Source organism: Paenibacillus cineris (assembly GCF_018333335.1).
Lineage (GTDB): Bacteria > Bacillota > Bacilli > Paenibacillales > Paenibacillaceae > Paenibacillus_AQ > Paenibacillus_AQ favisporus.
On record NZ_BORU01000001.1, the window covers coordinates 886415 to 904335 of the forward strand.

Consider the following 17921-nt stretch of genomic DNA (forward strand, 5'->3'; position numbering starts at 1 on the left):
AGGGACAGCTTTTTAAATTAAGGCTGATAACGTTGGCTATTCGGCGGACGTTATGCGCGAATGACACGAACTTGGTCTGCTTCCAGCTCGACACGAATCTCCTTAACGTCTTCGTCGTCCAGCAGCAAATCGGTGATGCCGTCTTCCACATGCTGTGAAATAACGCGGCGGAGCGGACGGGCACCAAAGGCCGGATCGTAACCCAGTTCGGCCAGCTTGCGTTTTGCTTCGCCGGTCACGTCGAGGGAGATGCCGCGCTCCGACAGGGTAGCCGATACTTCGCTGAGCATATTGTCGACGATCGTTACGAGGTCTTCTTCCTTCAGCGAGGCAAACGGTACGATGCCGTCGAAGCGGTTCAGGAATTCAGGCCGGAAATAACTGCCGAGCGAATCAAGAATCGAGCGGGTCTGTTCGGATTTGGCGGTGAAACCAACCATGATTTTCTTATCGGCGGCCGTGCCGGCGTTAGAAGTCATAATGATCACCGTATCCTTGAAGCTTACCGTACGCCCTTGGCTGTCGGTCAGACGGCCGTCGTCCAGCACCTGCAGGAACATATGCTGCACGTCCGGATGCGCCTTCTCGATCTCGTCGAGCAGGATAATGCTGTACGGGTTGCGGCGTACGCGTTCCGTCAGCTGGCCGGCTTCTTCATGACCGACGTATCCTGGTGGCGAACCGATCAGCTTGGAGACGGAGTGCCGCTCCATGTATTCGCTCATGTCGAGGCGAATCATCGAATCGGTGCTGCCGAACAGTTCTTCGGCCAGCGCCTTGGACAGTTCGGTCTTGCCGACACCGGTCGGACCGACGAACAGGAAGGACGCAATCGGCTTGGAGTCGCTGCGCAGTCCGGCGCGTCCGCGGCGAACGGCTTTGGCGACCTTGTCGACGGCTTCGCCCTGGCCGATGACGCGGCTTGCGAGGCGGGCGGCCAGATTTTTCATCTTGCCGCGCTCATCCGCCTGCAGCTTGCCGACCGGGATGCCGGTTTTACGCTCGATGATGTTCTGGATATCCTCGACAGTTACTTCGAGGACCTCTCCGGCAGCGGCATCCCCGTTCAGACGCTGCTGCAGGTCGGCTTCCTCGTCGCGCAGCTTGGCGGCGAGCTCGTAGTTTTCATCGCGGGCGGCCGCGTCTTTCTCGATTGTGATCTGTTCCAGACGGGCGCGGATCTCGTCCGCACTGCCGACCGGAGCCCGCAGATTCAGCTTGGCGCCCGATTCGTCGAGCAGGTCGATCGCTTTATCGGGCAGGAAGCGGTCCTGGATATAGCGGCTGGACAGACGCACGCACGCTTCAAGCGTTTCGTCCGGGTAGCGTACGCCGTGGAACTGCTCGTATTTCGGACGCAGCCCTTTCAAAATTTCGATCGTTTCCTCGGCGGTCGGCTCGTCGACGGTTACCGGCTGGAAGCGGCGCTCCAGCGCGGCGTCTTTCTCGATCTGACGGTATTCCTTAAGCGTCGTGGCGCCGATGACCTGCAGCTCGCCCCGTGCCAGCACCGGCTTCAGGATGTTGCCGGCATCCATGGAGCCCTCCGCGGAGCCTGCGCCGACCAGCAGATGGATCTCGTCGATGAACAACAGAACATTTTTACGCTGCTCCAGCTCGGCGATCAGCTGCTTGACCTTTTCTTCGAATTGCCCGCGAATGCCGGTTCCGGCTACGAGGGAGGCGACGTCGAGCGAATAGACTTCCTTGCTCCGCAGCTTCGCTGGTACGCTGCCCTCCGTAATGCGCAGCGCCAGCCCTTCGGCGATGGCCGTCTTGCCGACGCCCGGTTCGCCGATCAGCACCGGATTGTTCTTGTTCCGGCGGTTCAAAATTTCAATGACGCGGTCGATCTCTTCATCGCGGCCGATGACGTTGTCGATCTTGCCGCCGCGCGCCGCGTCGTTCAGGTTGCGTCCGAGCTGGTCCAGCAGCCCGCCGCCGCGCCGTCCGCCTTCTTGAGCGGCTGCTCTCGGAGGCTGCTGCGCCGCGCCGGATACCGGCTGGCCGGATTGCATGAAGCCGCGGAAGAAATCTTCCAACGGAGAAGAATAGCTGCCGGAAGGACCAAAGCCGGCCGCAAACGGCACGCCGCCGTTTACTTTGGCATAGCAATCTTTGCAAAGAAACAATTTCTCGGATTTATGGTTGACAGTGAGGCTCAGACCTACGGTTGCCTGGTTATGATTACAATGTTGACAGCGCATGAAGGCATGCCCCTTTCGTTAGTTAATGGAATGATCAATCTTTGAATACTTCATCTGGATGTCCTAATCAGGAAAACGGCTGCCCGCGCCTTACGGGAGCAGGCCGCCGGAATAAAGGGATAAAAGTCAGAACTTCCGTCAGGACAAAGACGGCTGCACCGAAAGTCAAACTCCTAAAGAGGTTGTTCATGCAGTACAAGTTTGATCTTTTGCTCTGACTTTGACTTTCTTTGACCTTATTATACCTCACTTGGAACACAAGTCAACAGCTTTTCAGTTATTTTTCGTAAGTATATAGAAAAAGGTTTGAGAGAAGGAACGGTTCGGCCTTTCGGCTTTCTTGAGGCGAAAAAAAACGGCTGGAAGGCAAAGAAAAACGTCTATCGATGTACATTCGAAGATTGTGACAAATTTAGCGGAAACTTTTTTGCGATATAACCGAAGCCCGGGCCTCTCGAAGCATGAAAAAAGCCCTGCCGTACGGAATGTCTCCGTAACAGCAGGGCGTACCTTGTATGATCAATGCGGTGAATAAGCCAAAAGTGTCATGATTCCTCGTCCTGTAATATGCAGTCGGCAAACAAAATGAATTTCGGGATGCGGAAAAATTGCTCCGCCCGGTCCTGAAAGCTGGCTGACGGCAGCGTCCCTTGGTGCAGCCATTTCCGGAACGTTCCGGGATGGATGTCCATCCATTCGCTGACGTCGCTGACGGACAGGTCGTGAACCATGCACAGCCCTGTTAGTATTTTGTTGCTGACAGGCGACCGGGTCAGCGTCCGGCGCATGAAGCGCGAAGAGGATGGCTGACAGATGATCGGGCTTGTGGATGTGACGGTATGATTAAACAGAATGTGATGCGGATAGCCCAGGTATTGGCATACCTTGTCCAAATTCTTTTTTCCCGGGATCCGTCCTTCATAGACCCAGGCGCTCACGCTCCGGGAAGAAACCGAAATGTCTTCAGCCAGCTGCGACAGCTTGATATCGTTGGCCATCAGGACGGCCAGCAGCACGCGGTTGCGGATTTGGCAGCGGGATGGCTTGCGGAAGCGTTTGACGCGGATTCCTTTTCCTAAGTATTTGCGATTGATCAGAGACCACGCCTGAATGGAATGCGGTTCTTGTTGTTTAGGCATATTTCCTCCGATGATTTTTCTTAAAATTCTACAATAGTTTCGGCTACGTTTTCAATAGTGCTATCGCCTGTTTCTGCAAGGTCCCGGTTTTCAGCCGAATGACCCGGGAATTTACGGTATCCCGTTGTCAAGTGAATAATAGGAACTATTTTTTCACTTCAACCCCAAAATGCTTCCAATTCAGTCATCAAACTGTTACCGAATTGAAATTGAACTCGCCAGCCGGGAAGGGTACAATGCAAGGGTGCTAGATTACTAGATTCGTGTATCTACGACATCTTAGCCAAATCCGAGAGAAAAAGGTTGGTAGATTATGTTGAAAAAGAAGTTGCACTACTCGAAATGGCTCTTATCATTCCTGCTTGTTTTTAGCACTGTACTTTCGGCAGAAGGAGGGCTGGCTACAGCCGCGGGCAGCACGGCGTCCTCCGTCAAGGCTTCCGTCTTTGTCGCTGTCAATGACAAACTGATCACTTACGACCAGCCCCAGCCGCTTATACATAACGGTACATTGTTTGTACCCGTCGCATCTACGGTTTCCCAAATGAATGCGTCGGCGAAGTACGCCGCAGGCAAGCTGACCATTTCGCGCGGAAAACAGGCACTTGTCCTGACGGTTCCAGGGAAGGACGCCATTCTGAAAAACGGAAGAACGCTCGTCTCCCTGCGAAAGCTGACCGACAAGTTCGGCTACCAAATTTCCTACAACGCCGCCCAGTCGCTGTACCGTGCGGTGAACAGCTCCGCCTCCTTGACGGACCATCAGCTGGCGCTGAAATACAGCACGTATATTAAGGAACATAAGAAGACGGCTGTCCAGAAGCCTTCCACGGGGAACGGCACGACGGCGCAGCAGGGCAGCAAAGTGATCTACATTACGTTCGACGACGGTCCGAATGCAGGTACGCCCCGCCTGCTCGACGTGCTGGACCGGAATCAGGTGAAGGCGACCTTCTTTATGCTGGGAAATAACATCGCTTCGCATCCGTCCGCGGTCCGCAGGATCGTGAAGGAAGGGCATGGGGCCGGCCTGCACGGCATGAGTCACAAGAAAAATACGTTCTACGCATCACCTTCGTCCGCGCTGGGTGAGATGAACACCGATAACGACAAGCTGCACGCCGCCGCTGGCGTTTATACGAAAATGATCCGCCCGCCTTATGGAAGCAAGCCTTATTTTACTCAGAGCTACCGGGATTTGACGGCCTCGTACGGCTACCATCTGTGGGATTGGAACATTGATTCGGACGACTGGCGCTACAAAAGCAATCCGCAGACGATTTATAACAACGTGCTGAGAGATGTGAAGGCCATGAAGAAGAGAGGGGTTACCCCGATCGTGCTCTTCCATGACCAGACGGCAACCACGTCGATTCTGGACAAGCTGATCAAAGCGCTGAAAGCCGAAGGTTACACGTTCAAGCCGCTGACCAACAGCACGCCGCCGGTCAACTTCTGGAACGACAAACGGTAAGACCCATCGACCTGCAAATCTATGAAATAGGCCCGTGATGGAAGATATCCGGCTGCGCAGATTCCTCTCTCCTTTCATACTCATATAAGAGATGGTAGGAAAGGAGGGGCTGTGAGATGAATCATCTGGTTGTTAACGGCATCAGTGCGGCCGCTGGCGGAATTCTTACCGTTGTATTGGGAGGGTGGGATCAGCTGCTTACGGTGTTTCTGATCACCATACTCATCGACTATGCAACAGGGGTTCTGGCCTCCATCAAGGAAGGATCCGGCTTGGACAGCCAGGTCGGATTCTGGGGTCTTACCCGGAAAGCGCTGATGCTGCTCGTCATCGTCCTTGCGCACCAGATGGACGTGCTGATCGGCAGCGGGAGCGACGTCATCAAGACGGGGGCGATCTATTTTTACATGTCCAACGAACTCATATCGATTACCGAAAATTACGGACGGCTTGGCCTGCCCCTGCCGGATAAAATCCGCCAGCTCATCGCCGTTTTGCGAAATAAAGACAAAGGTAACGGTCCCGATCTGTGACGGTTCTTCATGTTTCCTTTCCCTGAGGGGGAGGATATGGTATATTTTTCTCAGTACACTTTTCGAATGGGACAAGGAGCATGATACCATGATTAAGCATATCGTCTTCTTTAAATTAAAGGACAGATCACCGGAAAGTATTGAACGCACCGCCGCAGTCCTCCGCAATATGGAAGGGAAGATCCCGCAGCTCGTATCGATTGAGGTTGGACTCGATGTCATCCATTCGGAACGTTCTTTTGATATCGCGCTGGTGACAGAGCTTGCATCGCTGGAAGATCTGCAGGCTTACCAGGTTCATCCTGAGCACCAGATCGTGATCCGCCACATCAACGAAGTGAAAGACGTATCCGTGAGTGTGGACTACGAATTCTAAAGAATAGGAAGAATGGGACATGAGCGATTTAGAATATCCAATGGAGACCTTATTCCTGCTCATCGTATTTATTGCGGCCTTGTTTGTCATGTTATTCTGGCTGAAGCGCCGCGGAAAACGGGACAAATAAATTTCCACATCATGGAGGTAAGGCCGTGTATTACGTGAACCAGGAACAAATTCAGCGGCGTCTGGAAGCGATTCCGGATATCGTGGAAGCATTGAAGCAGGTTGCCGGGAATTGGGATGGCGGGATTGTGTCCGGTTTCGTTCAGGAACGGGCGCTGCATTTGGCCATCGAGGTCGTAACCGATGTCGGCAGCTATTTAATTGATGGATTTATTATGCGCGATGCAAGCAGCTACGAGGATATCGTAGAAATTACGCATGAGGAGCGCGTGTTTGACGATGAAGTGTTTGCCGTGCTGGCGGAGCTCGTCAGTCTCCGCAAACCGTTGGTGCAGGAATATTACGCATGGGACCGGAGAAGCCTGCACAAGCTGACCCCGGTTTTGCCGGACATTCTCGAACAGTTTTCCGTGCAGGTGCGTGATTATTTGAAGCAGGAGCTGGGTGCGTAATCCAGTTCTCCGCCGCAGCGGCATAGGTTGTTATTGGCCCGTCCATGGGAATGGACGGGTCTTTTTGTGTTTCTGCAGATTTTTTTAAAAAATAGCGCCCATTTTGTGTCAAGACAACCCCGCCCTGCTTATAATACACCATCAACTAGGCATTAGCCCGGCTGGGCGAAGGGAGTGAAACATCATGGCGGAATGGGGCTATATACTCATCGCTTGCGGATTTATCATGTTCGCTGTTGTGGCAATGATCCTTCTACATACGCTGAGGAGAGTACTGCTGCGGGCGGAATCCGTTTTGGGGAAGGCGGGAGCCGACATGACACAGCTGGCTGCAGAATCCAGGGAGCTGCTGACTCAGGCATCTTCAACACTGTCGCTTCTGCATGAACGGGTGGAAGACATCGAACCGTTCAGTTCATCGCTTCGGCTGGCTGGCGAAACTTTAACCGGCACGCTGGAGCGGGTAGATTCGATTTCGAAGCTCGTCACCGATTCCGCCATGGAGCGCCTGGAGAAAGCCCACCGCGACAATGAGCTTCGGCTCGCGGAAGCGTTTCGGTGGCTGGATGTGGGGCTGTCGGTATGGCACTCTTGGAAGCAGGAGGCTTACCCGCCGGGAACGGTGCCATCAAGCGAAAAGGAGAGATGAGATATGAAGGAAAAGAATAAAAGCCTGCTGTGGGGCGCATTGGTCGGAAGTATTGTAGGGTCGGTAACCGCGCTGCTGCTCGCGCCGAAATCCGGGAAAGAACTGCGTCAGGATATTGCGGAGGGCGCACGCACGGTTGGCGGCAAAACCCAGGAATGGGCCGGCAAGGTGAAAGATACCGCAGGCAACGTCATCGCCGATATCCAGTCCTGGCGCAAGTCCAAGGCTGACGGGGAAGAAGCCGGCGAATTGGCCCAAATCTCCTCTTTCTCGGAAGAAGCCGCCGGCGAGCCCGATGAGTTCGAAGATTTCGATTTGATCGACGCCGAAGCGAAGCGTGACTAATTTGGAAGCAGGCATGAATTCAGGATCGTAAAACGCAGGCCCACTCCTGGTGTCACCCGGGAGCAGGGCCTGTTTTTCCATATTTTCGGGTGCGTTGCCGTGGTTGTCCGAAAAAACGAAATGGGTTAAGATATGAGGTACGTTTTGTTGACGGTTTTCATATGGTAGCTACAGAGAGAAGAAAACGAGAAGGAAGCGGTGTGTTCGTGCAGCAGGCAATCGCAATTTTAGACTCGGGTGTGGGCGGGCTCACCGTGGCCAAAGAGGTCATGAGACAGCTCCCACGGGAAAAAATCATATATTTTGGAGACACCGCCCGCACCCCTTACGGACCCCGTTCGTCCGATGAAGTGAGAAAATTTACAGAGCAGATCGTCGATTTTCTGATCCAATTCAGTCCCAAGACGATCGTGATCGCCTGCAATACGGCGACAGCTGCGGCGCTGGACTATATTTCCGGGAAAGTGCCGATTCCGGTCATCGGGGTGATTCATCCCGGAGCCAGAGCCGCCATCAGCGCGACCAAAACGGGTCAAGTGGGCGTCATCGGGACCGTCGGTACGATTCGCAGCGGGGCCTATACCACCGCGCTTCAGCAGCTGTCGCCTTATGTCAAGGTGGTCAGCCAGGCTTGTCCGGATCTGGTTCCGCTCGTGGAGCAGGGTTTGTTCCGCTCGGAAGAAACGACGGCGATCGTGGAAAGGTCGCTCGCGGGAATCCGCCAATCCGACATCGATTGTCTGATTTTGGGATGCACGCATTATCCTTTTTTGAAGGATACGATCCAGGAAGTGATCGGCAGCAGCGTCAAGCTGATCAGCTCGGCGAACGAGACGGCCCGTGAAATCAGCACTATTCTGTATAATCAAGGGCAGCTCGCGAGCCGGGAGGAGAGCCCGGTCCATCAGTTTTTTTGCAGCGGCGACCCCGAAATGTTTAAACGGATCGCAAAGCTGTGGCTGGGGGAGCAAATCCGGCGGACGCCGGTCGTATGGCAGGTCTCCAAATTTGATGAATAAGGATTTTGGATGGTCTCAAATCCGTAAGCCGCCTTCAGGGTGACTTACGGATTTTTTGGATATAAGGAAAAGGAAGTCGCGGCATTCCTATCGTGTGACAACTCCGTTTAAATGGAGTCTGGCTTCCTTGAGGTTTGCTTAGAGTGATCGTAGGAACATTTTACGTATATGCCCTTATCATCGATTTCAATTTTCAACTCATACAGAGACTTTTTTATTTTTTCTAAAAGGACGCAGGGCGTTAGGGATCGTTTTTACCGCATGGGCCAAGCTCACTGGGGCATACAATGTTACGAATGGTGATGACTGCGGTCTAGTCCCGCGGAAAGGAACGATGCCATGCAGCAGTATACCGTGAAGAAAGGCGACACCCTGAGACGCATCGCCGCAAGCAAGGGGTTATCGGCGAGTCATATTATCAATGCCAACCCATGGGCTTCCGACCAGCCCTATTTAATTCCGGGGCAGATTCTGTACCTTCCCTCTTCTCCGCGCAGAAGGTATGAGGTTCAGGCGGGCGATACGCTGGACCGCATCGCTGCAGCCTTTCAAACCCGGGAAGAGGCGATCATGGAGATGAATCCCGGCATTTCGCCGCATGTTCTTCCCGAAGGGCGCGTCCTGGTGCTTCCTCCGTCCGAACGGGCGGGTATTGTCCAGCTTCTGGGAGAATACGGTTACCGTCAGATGAAGGAGGATATCCGGCAGTTGGCGGCGTTCTATCCTAAGATCGAAACCGGATCGATTGGAGAGAGCGTACTCGGAAAACCGCTTCCGTATGTAAAAATCGGGGAAGGCGGCAAACATATACATGTGAACGCTTCCATCCATGCAAACGAATGGATAACGACGCCGTCCGTCATGCGTTTCATCGAGGAATACGTCCGCAGTCTGCAATGCGGGGAGCGCTGGAACGGCTATGATCCCGTGCAGTGGTACCAGCAGTGCACGCTCTGGGTCGTCCCGATGGTCAATCCGGACGGCGTGGAGCTGGTTCAAGAAGGGATTCATCCCGGCCATCCGTATTACAGTCAGCTGACGGAGTGGAACGGCTGCCGCCGCGACTTCCGGCATTGGAAGGCCAATATTCACGGCGTGGACCTGGGCGATCAGTTCCCGGCCCATTGGGAGGAAGAGGTGCAAAGGCGGGGCAAACGGTCTCCGTCCCCCCGGGATTACCCGGGTACCGCTCCGCTGACGGAGCCGGAAGCGGCCGCGCTGGCGGCCTTTACGCTGGAAACGTCGCCCGATGCGGCCGTATCTCTGCACAGCCAGGGGCAGGAGATTTACTGGAATTACCGCAACTATGAGCCCAAGGAGAGCCGGGAATGGTCCCGCCGCCTGGGCCAGGTCAGCGGCTATCGTCCCGTAAAGCTGGAAGGCAGCGACGCCGGCTATAAAGATTGGTTTATCCAGCATTTCCGCCGTCCCGGCTTTACTGTCGAGGTCGGGTTGGGCAAAAACCCGCTTCCGCTTGAGGATTACGATCAAATCAGCCTGGACGTCGGTTTGATTCTGGCTGAACTCATGTCATTGTGAAAAAAATATTGAAACATTTTCTGCAAGATTACGTATGATATGATTAAGGGAGCGGACGCTGTGTTAGGTTTAAGTAGAGACCGGCGATCGTTTCCTTTTTTCGCGTAAGAGCTCGTCCGGGTCCGGATGGATCCGTAATCCACGTATACAAGAAGAGGAGGGAAAGGCATGAAATGGAGAAGACTGCTGTCGCTGCGGCGCTGGTCCCATATGTTCTCGCGGATTTGGCGCTACCTGGTTTCGCCTCATGTGGCCATCATGGACAAGCTGCTGTTTCTCGTTCCGGTGGTGCTGTATTGGGTACTGCCCGACGTTATGCCGTTTATCCCGATTGACGATATAGGAGTCACGATGCTGATGACGGGATGGTTTGTCTCCCGGATGGATAAAAAATACCCCGGCCTGCTGGACAACGGTACGATTCATCCGCCTAAGGGTCCGGTGCGCTGAGGCTTCTTGCCATCCTATATCCGATACTGTACAATCAATAGTTACAAATAGAATGAACTCAAGAAATTTATGTTGAAGAGCTTGGATAAGCTGTTACAACAGGGGTTCAATTCGAAACTTGAGTTCAATCTATACCGTATGTAAAACTGACCTTACCTATAGGAGATGTAGCCGATGAAATGCAAAATTACCCGCAATGCGGCCAAGGTGCTTAAAAAGGAACTCGAGAAGGAAGAAAACCGCGATCTGAAGCTTCGCGTGCTCGTGACCCACGCCCATGGCGACCATGCGCACTACGGCCTGGATATGGACAAGCCCAAGGATTCGGATGAAATCGTCAGCACCGATAAGGAAATCGATGTGCTTCTGGACAAGAATGAGCCGCTTCTTGACGGCGTCAAAATCGACTATTTGTATTTTCCGCAGGAAGGCTTTGTGATCACCAATCCATCCCAAGGCAACCACGGCGATCACTAAGGCGCTCTATTTCGAACCTGCGTGCAGGGACCTGGTGGAAAATGGTGGATTCCCGGATTGCTGCATAGTTCCGCTCCTTCCATACCATTCTAAGGACGGGTAGGAACTTTGTAGTGAAGGGAGAGCAACTGTTTATGACAACACGTTACGATTCCAGTCTGCAATCACAAAATTCGGTATCCCAGGCTCAAAACGCGGTGGAGAAGCTCCACAACGCGGTTTCCTCGGCTCTGTCCCATCCGACCGGGCAAATGATCGAGCAGGCGCACAACCGTCTGGCTCATACGGAACAAGCCGTACGTCAAGCTGGCCTGGCGGAGAACCGTCAAGCTGTCGAATTGGCGGAAGAAATGCTGGCCGAGGAGAAGAGCCGTTTGGCGTCACTGACGTCCGAGGAAGGGAAATCGAATTCGTAGGTTCCTGTCTGAACCCGTGAAGCGCACTGCGCTTTGCGGGTTTTTTTGCATGTCATCTTTCGGATTCGGGTTATATCCATACAGCGGAGTGCCGACTATATTGAAAGGGCTTTTTTGGGGCCCGTCCCTGATTATGCTATAATGAGGATTGTCTTCTTTAGTCTCCTCATTATTTCATAAGGAAGGTTGTGAGAGTATGAAGCACATTACCGACTGCACCATCCTGAATAACGGAGTTACGATGCCATGGCTTGGACTGGGCACTTTCAAAGCCCAAGGGGACGATGTGTATAAGGCGGTAAAGCTGGCACTGGAGATCGGCTACCGAAGCATCGACACTGCAAAGGTTTATGGCAACGAGGAAGAAGTGGGCCGCGCGATTGCCGAGAGCGGCATTCCGAGAGGCGAGCTTTTCGTCACGACCAAAGTGTGGAACGATGACCAGGGTTATGATTCCACACTCCGGGCCTTCGAAGGCAGCCAGAAGCGGCTTGGCCTCGAGGTCATCGATTTGTACCTGATTCATTGGCCTGGCAAAGACAAATTCAAAGATACGTGGAAAGCGATGGAGCGCCTGTATGAGGAAGGACGAATCCGCGCCATCGGCGTCAGCAACTTCCACGTTCACCATCTAAAGGACCTGCTGCAGGACAGCAGGACGGTTCCTGCCGTGAACCAGGTGGAGCTGCACCCGCGGCTGATCCAGCAGGAGCTGCAGGATTTCTGCGGCGCACAGGGAATCCAGCTCGAGGCGTGGAGCCCGCTGATGCAGGGCAAGCTTACCGATGATTCGACGCTGGCGGGCATCGCCCAGAAATACGGCAAAACGCCGGCTCAGGTTATCCTGCGCTGGAACCTCCAGAACAAGATCGTCACGATTCCGAAGTCGGTTACACCTTCCCGGATACGCGAGAATGCGGACATCTTTGATTTCGAGCTGTCGTCCGACGAAATCAAGAAGATCGACAGCCTTAATCAGAACCGCCGCGTCGGCAGCGATCCGGACAAGCTTCTGTTCTAGCATTCTCTTCCATATAAGCAGCAAAAACCCGGACTCCTTAAGGAGTCCGGGTTTTTCTTTTTAATTGAGCTCAGGGATCAGGTCATACTGCAAGGTTTCATCGGAGGTGTACAGCTCCTTTTTCGCCCGGTCGTAGCCGGCACGGCAAGTGCTGACATCAACTGTTTTGCCGGTCTTCAGACTATAGCAGCTGCCATCCTCGAACATGCCGCTTTGGGAGGGAATGTAAAACCGTTTGCCGTCTGTATAAGCTCCGCTGCGCAGGACCACGAATCGGTCTTGGCCGTCAAACAGATCATTTCCCATCATGTACTGGGACTTGGCGGAAATGCCCAGCAGGTGCAGGAGCGATGGCGCCATGTCCAGCTGTCCGGCAGGCTTGTCATACACCCCTGCGCCTTCCCCGTCCGGCAGATGCACGAGGAGCGGCACCTCGTTCATGATCTGCTCCATGTCCAAATCGGTCAGGCTTTTGCCCAGAAACTTCTCATAGACCGCTTTGTCCTTCACCGAATTGTCATGATCCCCGTAGATATACAGGATGGTATGATCCCAAAGGCCGTCCTGCTTCAGCCGTTCCACCAACTGACCGAGCGCTGCGTCCACATAGTGGATCGCCTGCAGGTAATCTCCGAAGACGGTTCCGTCGAACTCGCCGACATTCAGCTCCTGCACGTCGTCCGGCAGCGAGAACGGATGGTGGGAGGAGAGCGTAATCAGAAACGAGTAGAACGGCTGCGGAAGCTGCTCAATTTGATCCATGGACTGTTTGAAAAAGGATTTGTCCCCAAGCGACCAGCCGAGAGGCTCATCGATTTCGTAATCCTTTTTGCTGAAAAACCGGTCGTAGCCCAAGGTTTCGTACATCGCATTCCGGTTCCAGAAGCTGCCGTCATAAGCATGGAACGCATTTGGCGTGTAGCCATGCTCCTTCAGGATCGCCGGGAGCGAGTTGAACTGATGGTCAGCGTAGCGGATGAAAACCGAACCGTACGGAACCGGATGCAGGGAAGTCTGGGACGAGAAATCCGCATCGGAGGTTCTGCCCTGGCCGGTTTGATGATAATAATGGCTGAAGTACATGCTTTCCTTCATGAGCCGGTTGAAGTTCGGCGTGATTTCCTGTCCGCCGATCTGCTTGCCGATCATGAAATTCATGAATGCCTCGGTCTGGATGACCATGACGTTGTTGCCCTTGTACTTGCCGAACATGGCGTCGTTCTCCGAACGCGTTGTATCTTTATGATCAAACCATTCCTGCACATGGTCGACTTCGCCCGAAGCGAGCACGGGCTTTGGGCCCAAATGCTCTTTACCGAAGCGGTATGCGTCGTATACATGAAAACCGAGCAGCCCGGTTACGTTATAAAGCGAAAGGTTCCACCAATTTCCGGTAAAGAGGCCTACAGCGTAATAATCGATATAGAACTTGAGCGGCGCAAACGTTACGACGCAGCCGATCACCAGGGCAGCGATCCCGGATGAGAAGCGGCGAGTGAATCCGGCCCTCCTGGATGGTGATTTGCCGACCGTAAAATTCAGTGCCCCCCGTGCCGGACTTCGCCATCCTGACGGTTTCCATATCGCGATGACGGCCAGCAGCAGCCAATCCGCGGCAAACCATAGATCGCTCCAATGAAGCAGTGTCATAATGCTGTCCCCGAGGGAGTCCACCTGACTTGCCTGCATAATCACCGTAAAGGTGACCAGATCCTGAAAATATCGGTAGTACACCAGGTCCGTGTACATCAGCGCCGTAAGCAATAGGTTAACGACGATAAGCGCGATCCGCTGTCCGCGCCGGGGAAGCCATAAGGTCCAGAACGATACGAGGATCAGGGATCCGAGACCGATAAAAAAGTCCAGCGGGTTGAAATCGATTTTGCTGATATGAAGTTTAAAATGGAAAAGAAGCAGCTTATATATCATGAACAGCAAAAATAGGCTGTATGTGAAGTAACGGGAGCGGAAGAACCGCCCGAAGCCGCCATTTGAAGCGTGACTGGACATGCTGTATGAGTAGTTCAAATTGGACAACCTCCTGCTATAGCGTTGTAAATAGGTCATGATAAGATATACCCCAAAACCATATAGGAGCTGTCCAAGTGGACAGCTCCTGACAAAGCGGCAGCGTTTGTTACGAACGGCGGGGCGGAAGAGGCCCCAGGAATTGATAATATTGGCATTCGATGCGGCCGTTGAACAGCTTCCGCCGCTTGTCGGCCTTCCGGCCGAAGTAATGCTCGAACTGTTTGGTCGGGCTTAAGGCAAAGAAGGACCACGTCGGCAGCTGATTAGACGTATGCCCCAGCGTGCGGACAAGCTTCTCGACTTCGGTCTTCTCGCTGAGCCGCTCCCCGTAAGGCGGATTGGTAATCAGGCAGCCGTATTCCCCTTGCGGATGGGCTTTGGAGGCAGGGAGCACCTGAAAATCGATCTCGCCAGCGAGGCCTGCGCTCTTGGCGGCTGCTTTGGCGACTTCGATCGCCTTCGGATCGATGTCGCTGCCGGTCAGCTGGAGCGGCTCATCGTCCTGCACCGCATCGAACGCTTCCTCGCGCGCCTCGCTCCACAGCTCCTCGGGAATGGCCGGCCAGTGCTCCGAAGGGAAGGAACGGCGCAGACCCGGCGCAATGTTCCAGCCGAGGAGGGCCGCTTCGATCAGGATCGTGCCGGAGCCGCAGCATGGATCATACAGCGGCCGCGACGGATTCCAGCGGCTTATCTGCAGCAACGCGGCGGCCATTGTCTCCTTCAGCGGGGCTTCGGTAACCAGCTTGCGGTATCCCCGCTTGTGCAGGGCCGGCCCGGTCGTATCCAGCGTCAGCAGCGCCACGTCCTTGAGCAGATTGACTTCGATGACATAACGCGGACCGTTCTCCTGGAACCACTCGGTATGATAGCTCTGTTTCAGCTTTTCAACGATCGCTTTCTTGACGATGCCCTGACAAGCGGGCACGCTGCTGAGCTGGGAGTGGTGGGAGCGGCCTTCCACGGGGAACTCCCCGTTCGCCGGAATCCAGTCCTGCCAGGGCAGCGCTTTGGTTCCTTCAAACAATTCGTCAAACGTTTTGGCAGGGAATTCCCCCATTTTGACGAGGATGCGGTCGGACGTCCGGAGCCACAGGTTGCAGCGGCAAATATCTTTGTAATCTCCGGTAAAATTGACCCTTCCGTTCTCGACTTGAACGTCGTTATAACCTAATTCCTTCAACTCGCGCGCGACGATGGCTTCAAGGCCCATCGGGGCGGTTGCAATCAACTGCAGCTCTGGCATGGTGCGTGTTCAACTCCATTATTCTTGTAGATCACCGTAAAAATTCATACAATGATGGTAGATCCTGCAGCAGTGTTCGAGTGCGGATCTTTGTTCATCCTCACATTATAGGATAATGTAAAGTCAATCACAAACATTTGTGTTCGTTACGTAAAAATTGCCGGGTCCGGTAGGAAAAAGGGGAAGTAGGAAAGTGAATCCAGAACAATATGCAGACCATTTTATCGAAAATGACGAGGTCCTGAATCGGGTCAAGCAGGTGACCGCCGAGAAAGGCATGCCCGAAATCGCCATCGCGCCGGGCTACGGACGGCTGCTGACGCTGCTGGTCAAGGCGACGGGAGCGGCCCGTGTCCTGGAGATCGGGGCGCTGGGCGGATACAGCGGCATTTGTCTCGCCCGGGGGCTTGCACCGGAAGGAACGCTTACCTCGCTCGAACTGAAGCAGGAATTCGCGGACGTTGCGCGGGCCAATGTGACCGAAGCCGGGTTCGGCGGCCAGGTGGAATACCGGGTCGGGCCGGCGCTGGACAGCCTGGCACAGCTGAAGGCGGAGGGGCAGAGGTTCGACTTCTTCTTTATCGATGCGGATAAGGAGAACTATCCGAATTACCTGGAGTACGCGATCGAACTGGCCAATCCGGGCGCGCTGATCGCGGGCGACAACACCTTTCTGCGGGGGCGGACCCTCAACCCCGACAAAAACGGCCCTTCGGTGCAGGCGATCCGCCGCTTCAACGAAGCGATGGCGACCGACGACCGGCTGATCGGAACCATCCTCCCGGCTTATGACGGGCTGGCGGTGGCCATGGTCAAGTAAAACAGCAAACGAAAGCCCGATCCGGATGCAGTCCAGGATCGGGCTTTTTTTTGGAATGAAATAAAGATGATGAGTGCAATGATTTCCTGAATGACAGCTTATTCGATTTCCGTGACCCCGTAGGTCGTGAACCACGACTTGACCGTTTCAAAGTCGCTGCTGAAGGACAAGCAGAGCATCAGCAGAATTCGGGCCTGTTGCGGACTCAAGTTGTCTCCGGAAATGATGCCCTTGCCGCCGCCGTAGACGCTGCCGGAACCGGTCCGGGTCGTGGTAACGAAGACCACACCCTGCTCGACTGCCTTGCTGCGCGCCTTGCTCATCGCGGATGAAATGCCTCCGGCTCCGGTGCCTGCGGTAACGATGCCTTTGGCTCCGGCAGCGGTAAACCCTTCGATGGCTTCGCCGCCCGCGTCTTGATAGGAATAGGCGATTTCGGTTTTCGCCAGATCGGACTTTTTGATTTTGGCGAGGTCGAAGACCGGCTTGCCTTTGCCCGGCCCAAGGAGGGCCCGCTCCGGAGCCCGGTAGATGCGGATCGTCGTTTCATCGATATATCCGACGGCCCCGAGCATCGGCGTCTCGAAAGTGTCGACGCGGTAATCGTTTGTTTTCGTGACCCCGCGGGCGAGGTTGATCGTGTCATTCAGCATGAGGACGGTGCCGAACGAGGCGGTCCGGCCGCTTGCCGACAGCTTGATGGCGTTATAGAGGTTCGCTTTGGCGTCAGAGCCGACGACCGTCCACGGCCGCATGGATCCTGTAATGACGACCGGCTTATCGCTTTGCACGGTCAGATCCAGGAAATAGGCGATTTCCTCCATCGTGTCGGTGCCGGAAGTGACGACGACGCCGTCGTAGGATTTGAGCGCTTCGTCCACGGCCTTGGAGAGGTCGTACAGATCGGCCATCGAATAGGCGGAGGAGCCCGAGTTGCCGAATTGGAGCGTTTCGACGTCGGCGATTTTTTGCTTGTCCGGGAGCTCGCTCACCATTTGCCCGATAGGAATGCTGCCCGCCTTGTAATTTTGGAAGCTGGTCTGGTCGACGGACTGCCCGGCGATGGTGCCGCCTGTGGCGATCACCAGCACGTTAGGCAGCTTGGAGGCCTTGTCGGCATCGGTGATCGGCGGGATGGCCGTGTTGCGAACCGGGGCCGTTGTGCCGGTTGTCGTTGTGGTTGCAGGTGCGGTTGTCGTAACAGCGGGACTTGTCGTTGCGGTTGCCGCCGCTGTCACCGAGCTGCTTGTTACCGCTGCCGCGTCGGCGAATACGCTGCCTGCGGGTGCGGCGAAGAGGGACAGTGCCGTCAGCGCAGATGCATGAATCAGAGACCACTTGCCGAATTTTCTTTTCTCCATCAATCGATCAGCTCCTCATGTGTATGTAATGGTTATGTAATGAAATCTAAGATGATCATATATTGTGTTAGGTTATATGACAAATTAAAATGATCGGCGTGTAAGCGTTTATTATCGAAGAGAATGCTAGATAATAGCCATTTTTGTTGGTGATTTGATACATTTCATAAAATAATCGGAGCATGATTTACGTTGGGAAATGGAGTGGGAATGGTTCGGTGGATATTATTTTGTGTT

At 54.3% G+C, this 17921-nt stretch carries 18 protein-coding genes; 13 read left to right on the plus strand and 5 right to left on the minus strand.

From position 1 onward, the window contains the following. Positions 1 to 50 precede the first annotated feature (50 nt). Positions 51 to 2207, minus strand: coding sequence for an ATP-dependent Clp protease ATP-binding subunit (locus KI379_RS04520; protein WP_212982900.1), 2157 nt, complete (start codon positions 2205 to 2207; stop codon positions 51 to 53). A 545-nt stretch (positions 2208 to 2752) separates the two neighbouring features. Then, positions 2753 to 3346: a helix-turn-helix domain-containing protein gene (locus KI379_RS04525; RefSeq protein ID WP_076170275.1), complete on the minus strand. Its 594-nt coding sequence runs from the start codon at positions 3344 to 3346 to the stop codon at positions 2753 to 2755. Positions 3347 to 3659: 313 nt separating this feature from the next. Between KI379_RS04525 and KI379_RS04530 the strand changes: the two genes are divergently transcribed. From KI379_RS04530 to KI379_RS04585, 12 genes are all read left to right on the plus strand, one after another. Beyond that, on the plus strand, positions 3660 to 4820 hold the full coding sequence (locus tag KI379_RS04530) for a polysaccharide deacetylase (RefSeq protein ID WP_212982901.1): 1161 nt from the start codon (positions 3660 to 3662) through the stop codon (positions 4818 to 4820). A 116-nt stretch (positions 4821 to 4936) separates the two neighbouring features. Next, complete coding sequence (locus tag KI379_RS04535) at positions 4937 to 5353, plus strand: phage holin family protein (protein WP_076170273.1); 417 nt, start codon at positions 4937 to 4939, stop codon at positions 5351 to 5353. An 88-nt stretch (positions 5354 to 5441) separates the two neighbouring features. Continuing rightward, the gene (locus tag KI379_RS04540; RefSeq protein ID WP_076170272.1) at positions 5442 to 5729 is read left to right on the plus strand and encodes a Dabb family protein; all 288 of its coding nucleotides are present in this window, start codon (positions 5442 to 5444) and stop codon (positions 5727 to 5729) included. 155 nt (positions 5730 to 5884) lie between these two features. Next, positions 5885 to 6310: a DUF86 domain-containing protein gene (locus KI379_RS04545; protein WP_076170271.1), complete on the plus strand. Its 426-nt coding sequence runs from the start codon at positions 5885 to 5887 to the stop codon at positions 6308 to 6310. Positions 6311 to 6494: 184 nt separating this feature from the next. Next, positions 6495 to 6959, plus strand: coding sequence for a hypothetical protein (locus KI379_RS04550; RefSeq protein WP_076170270.1), 465 nt, complete (start codon positions 6495 to 6497; stop codon positions 6957 to 6959). Positions 6960 to 6962: 3 nt separating this feature from the next. Next, a complete protein-coding gene (locus KI379_RS04555) occupies positions 6963 to 7304 on the plus strand; it encodes a YtxH domain-containing protein (protein WP_076170269.1) in 342 nt (113 codons plus the stop codon). A gap of 206 nt (positions 7305 to 7510) precedes the next feature. Then, positions 7511 to 8323 (plus strand): glutamate racemase, encoded by an 813-nt coding sequence (gene racE, locus KI379_RS04560; protein ID WP_076170743.1) that lies wholly within the window; start codon positions 7511 to 7513, stop codon positions 8321 to 8323. A gap of 339 nt (positions 8324 to 8662) precedes the next feature. Continuing rightward, positions 8663 to 9862 carry a M14 family metallopeptidase gene (locus KI379_RS04565; protein WP_212982902.1) on the plus strand — a complete coding sequence of 400 codons (1200 nt, stop codon included), beginning with the start codon at positions 8663 to 8665 and terminating at the stop codon, positions 9860 to 9862. A 168-nt stretch (positions 9863 to 10030) separates the two neighbouring features. Further along, entirely contained in the window at positions 10031 to 10312 is a 282-nt protein-coding gene (locus KI379_RS04570) for a hypothetical protein (RefSeq protein WP_212982903.1), read from the plus strand. Positions 10313 to 10486: 174 nt separating this feature from the next. Next, a complete protein-coding gene (locus KI379_RS04575; protein WP_076170266.1) occupies positions 10487 to 10789 on the plus strand; it encodes a heme biosynthesis protein HemY in 303 nt (100 codons plus the stop codon). Between the two features lie 134 nt (positions 10790 to 10923). After that, a complete protein-coding gene (locus KI379_RS04580) occupies positions 10924 to 11205 on the plus strand; it encodes a hypothetical protein (protein WP_076170265.1) in 282 nt (93 codons plus the stop codon). A 196-nt stretch (positions 11206 to 11401) separates the two neighbouring features. Continuing rightward, positions 11402 to 12226 carry an aldo/keto reductase gene (locus KI379_RS04585; protein ID WP_212982904.1) on the plus strand — a complete coding sequence of 275 codons (825 nt, stop codon included), beginning with the start codon at positions 11402 to 11404 and terminating at the stop codon, positions 12224 to 12226. Between the two features lie 60 nt (positions 12227 to 12286). On the opposite strand, the gene KI379_RS04590 is transcribed toward KI379_RS04585, so the two are convergent. Beyond that, positions 12287 to 14236, minus strand: a complete 1950-nt coding sequence (locus KI379_RS04590) for an LTA synthase family protein (protein WP_212984607.1) — start codon at positions 14234 to 14236, stop codon at positions 12287 to 12289. A gap of 127 nt (positions 14237 to 14363) precedes the next feature. Beyond that, entirely contained in the window at positions 14364 to 15503 is a 1140-nt protein-coding gene (locus KI379_RS04595) for a THUMP domain-containing class I SAM-dependent RNA methyltransferase (RefSeq protein ID WP_212982905.1), read from the minus strand. 193 nt (positions 15504 to 15696) lie between these two features. Here KI379_RS04595 and KI379_RS04600 point away from each other — a divergent pair, with 193 nt between their 5' ends. Then, positions 15697 to 16323: an O-methyltransferase gene (locus KI379_RS04600; RefSeq protein WP_076170262.1), complete on the plus strand. Its 627-nt coding sequence runs from the start codon at positions 15697 to 15699 to the stop codon at positions 16321 to 16323. A gap of 98 nt (positions 16324 to 16421) precedes the next feature. Here the strand turns inward: KI379_RS04600 and KI379_RS04605 are convergent, their stop codons facing one another. After that, the gene (locus KI379_RS04605; RefSeq protein ID WP_212982906.1) at positions 16422 to 17684 is read right to left on the minus strand and encodes an asparaginase; all 1263 of its coding nucleotides are present in this window, start codon (positions 17682 to 17684) and stop codon (positions 16422 to 16424) included. Between the last annotated feature and the right edge of the window lie 237 nt (positions 17685 to 17921).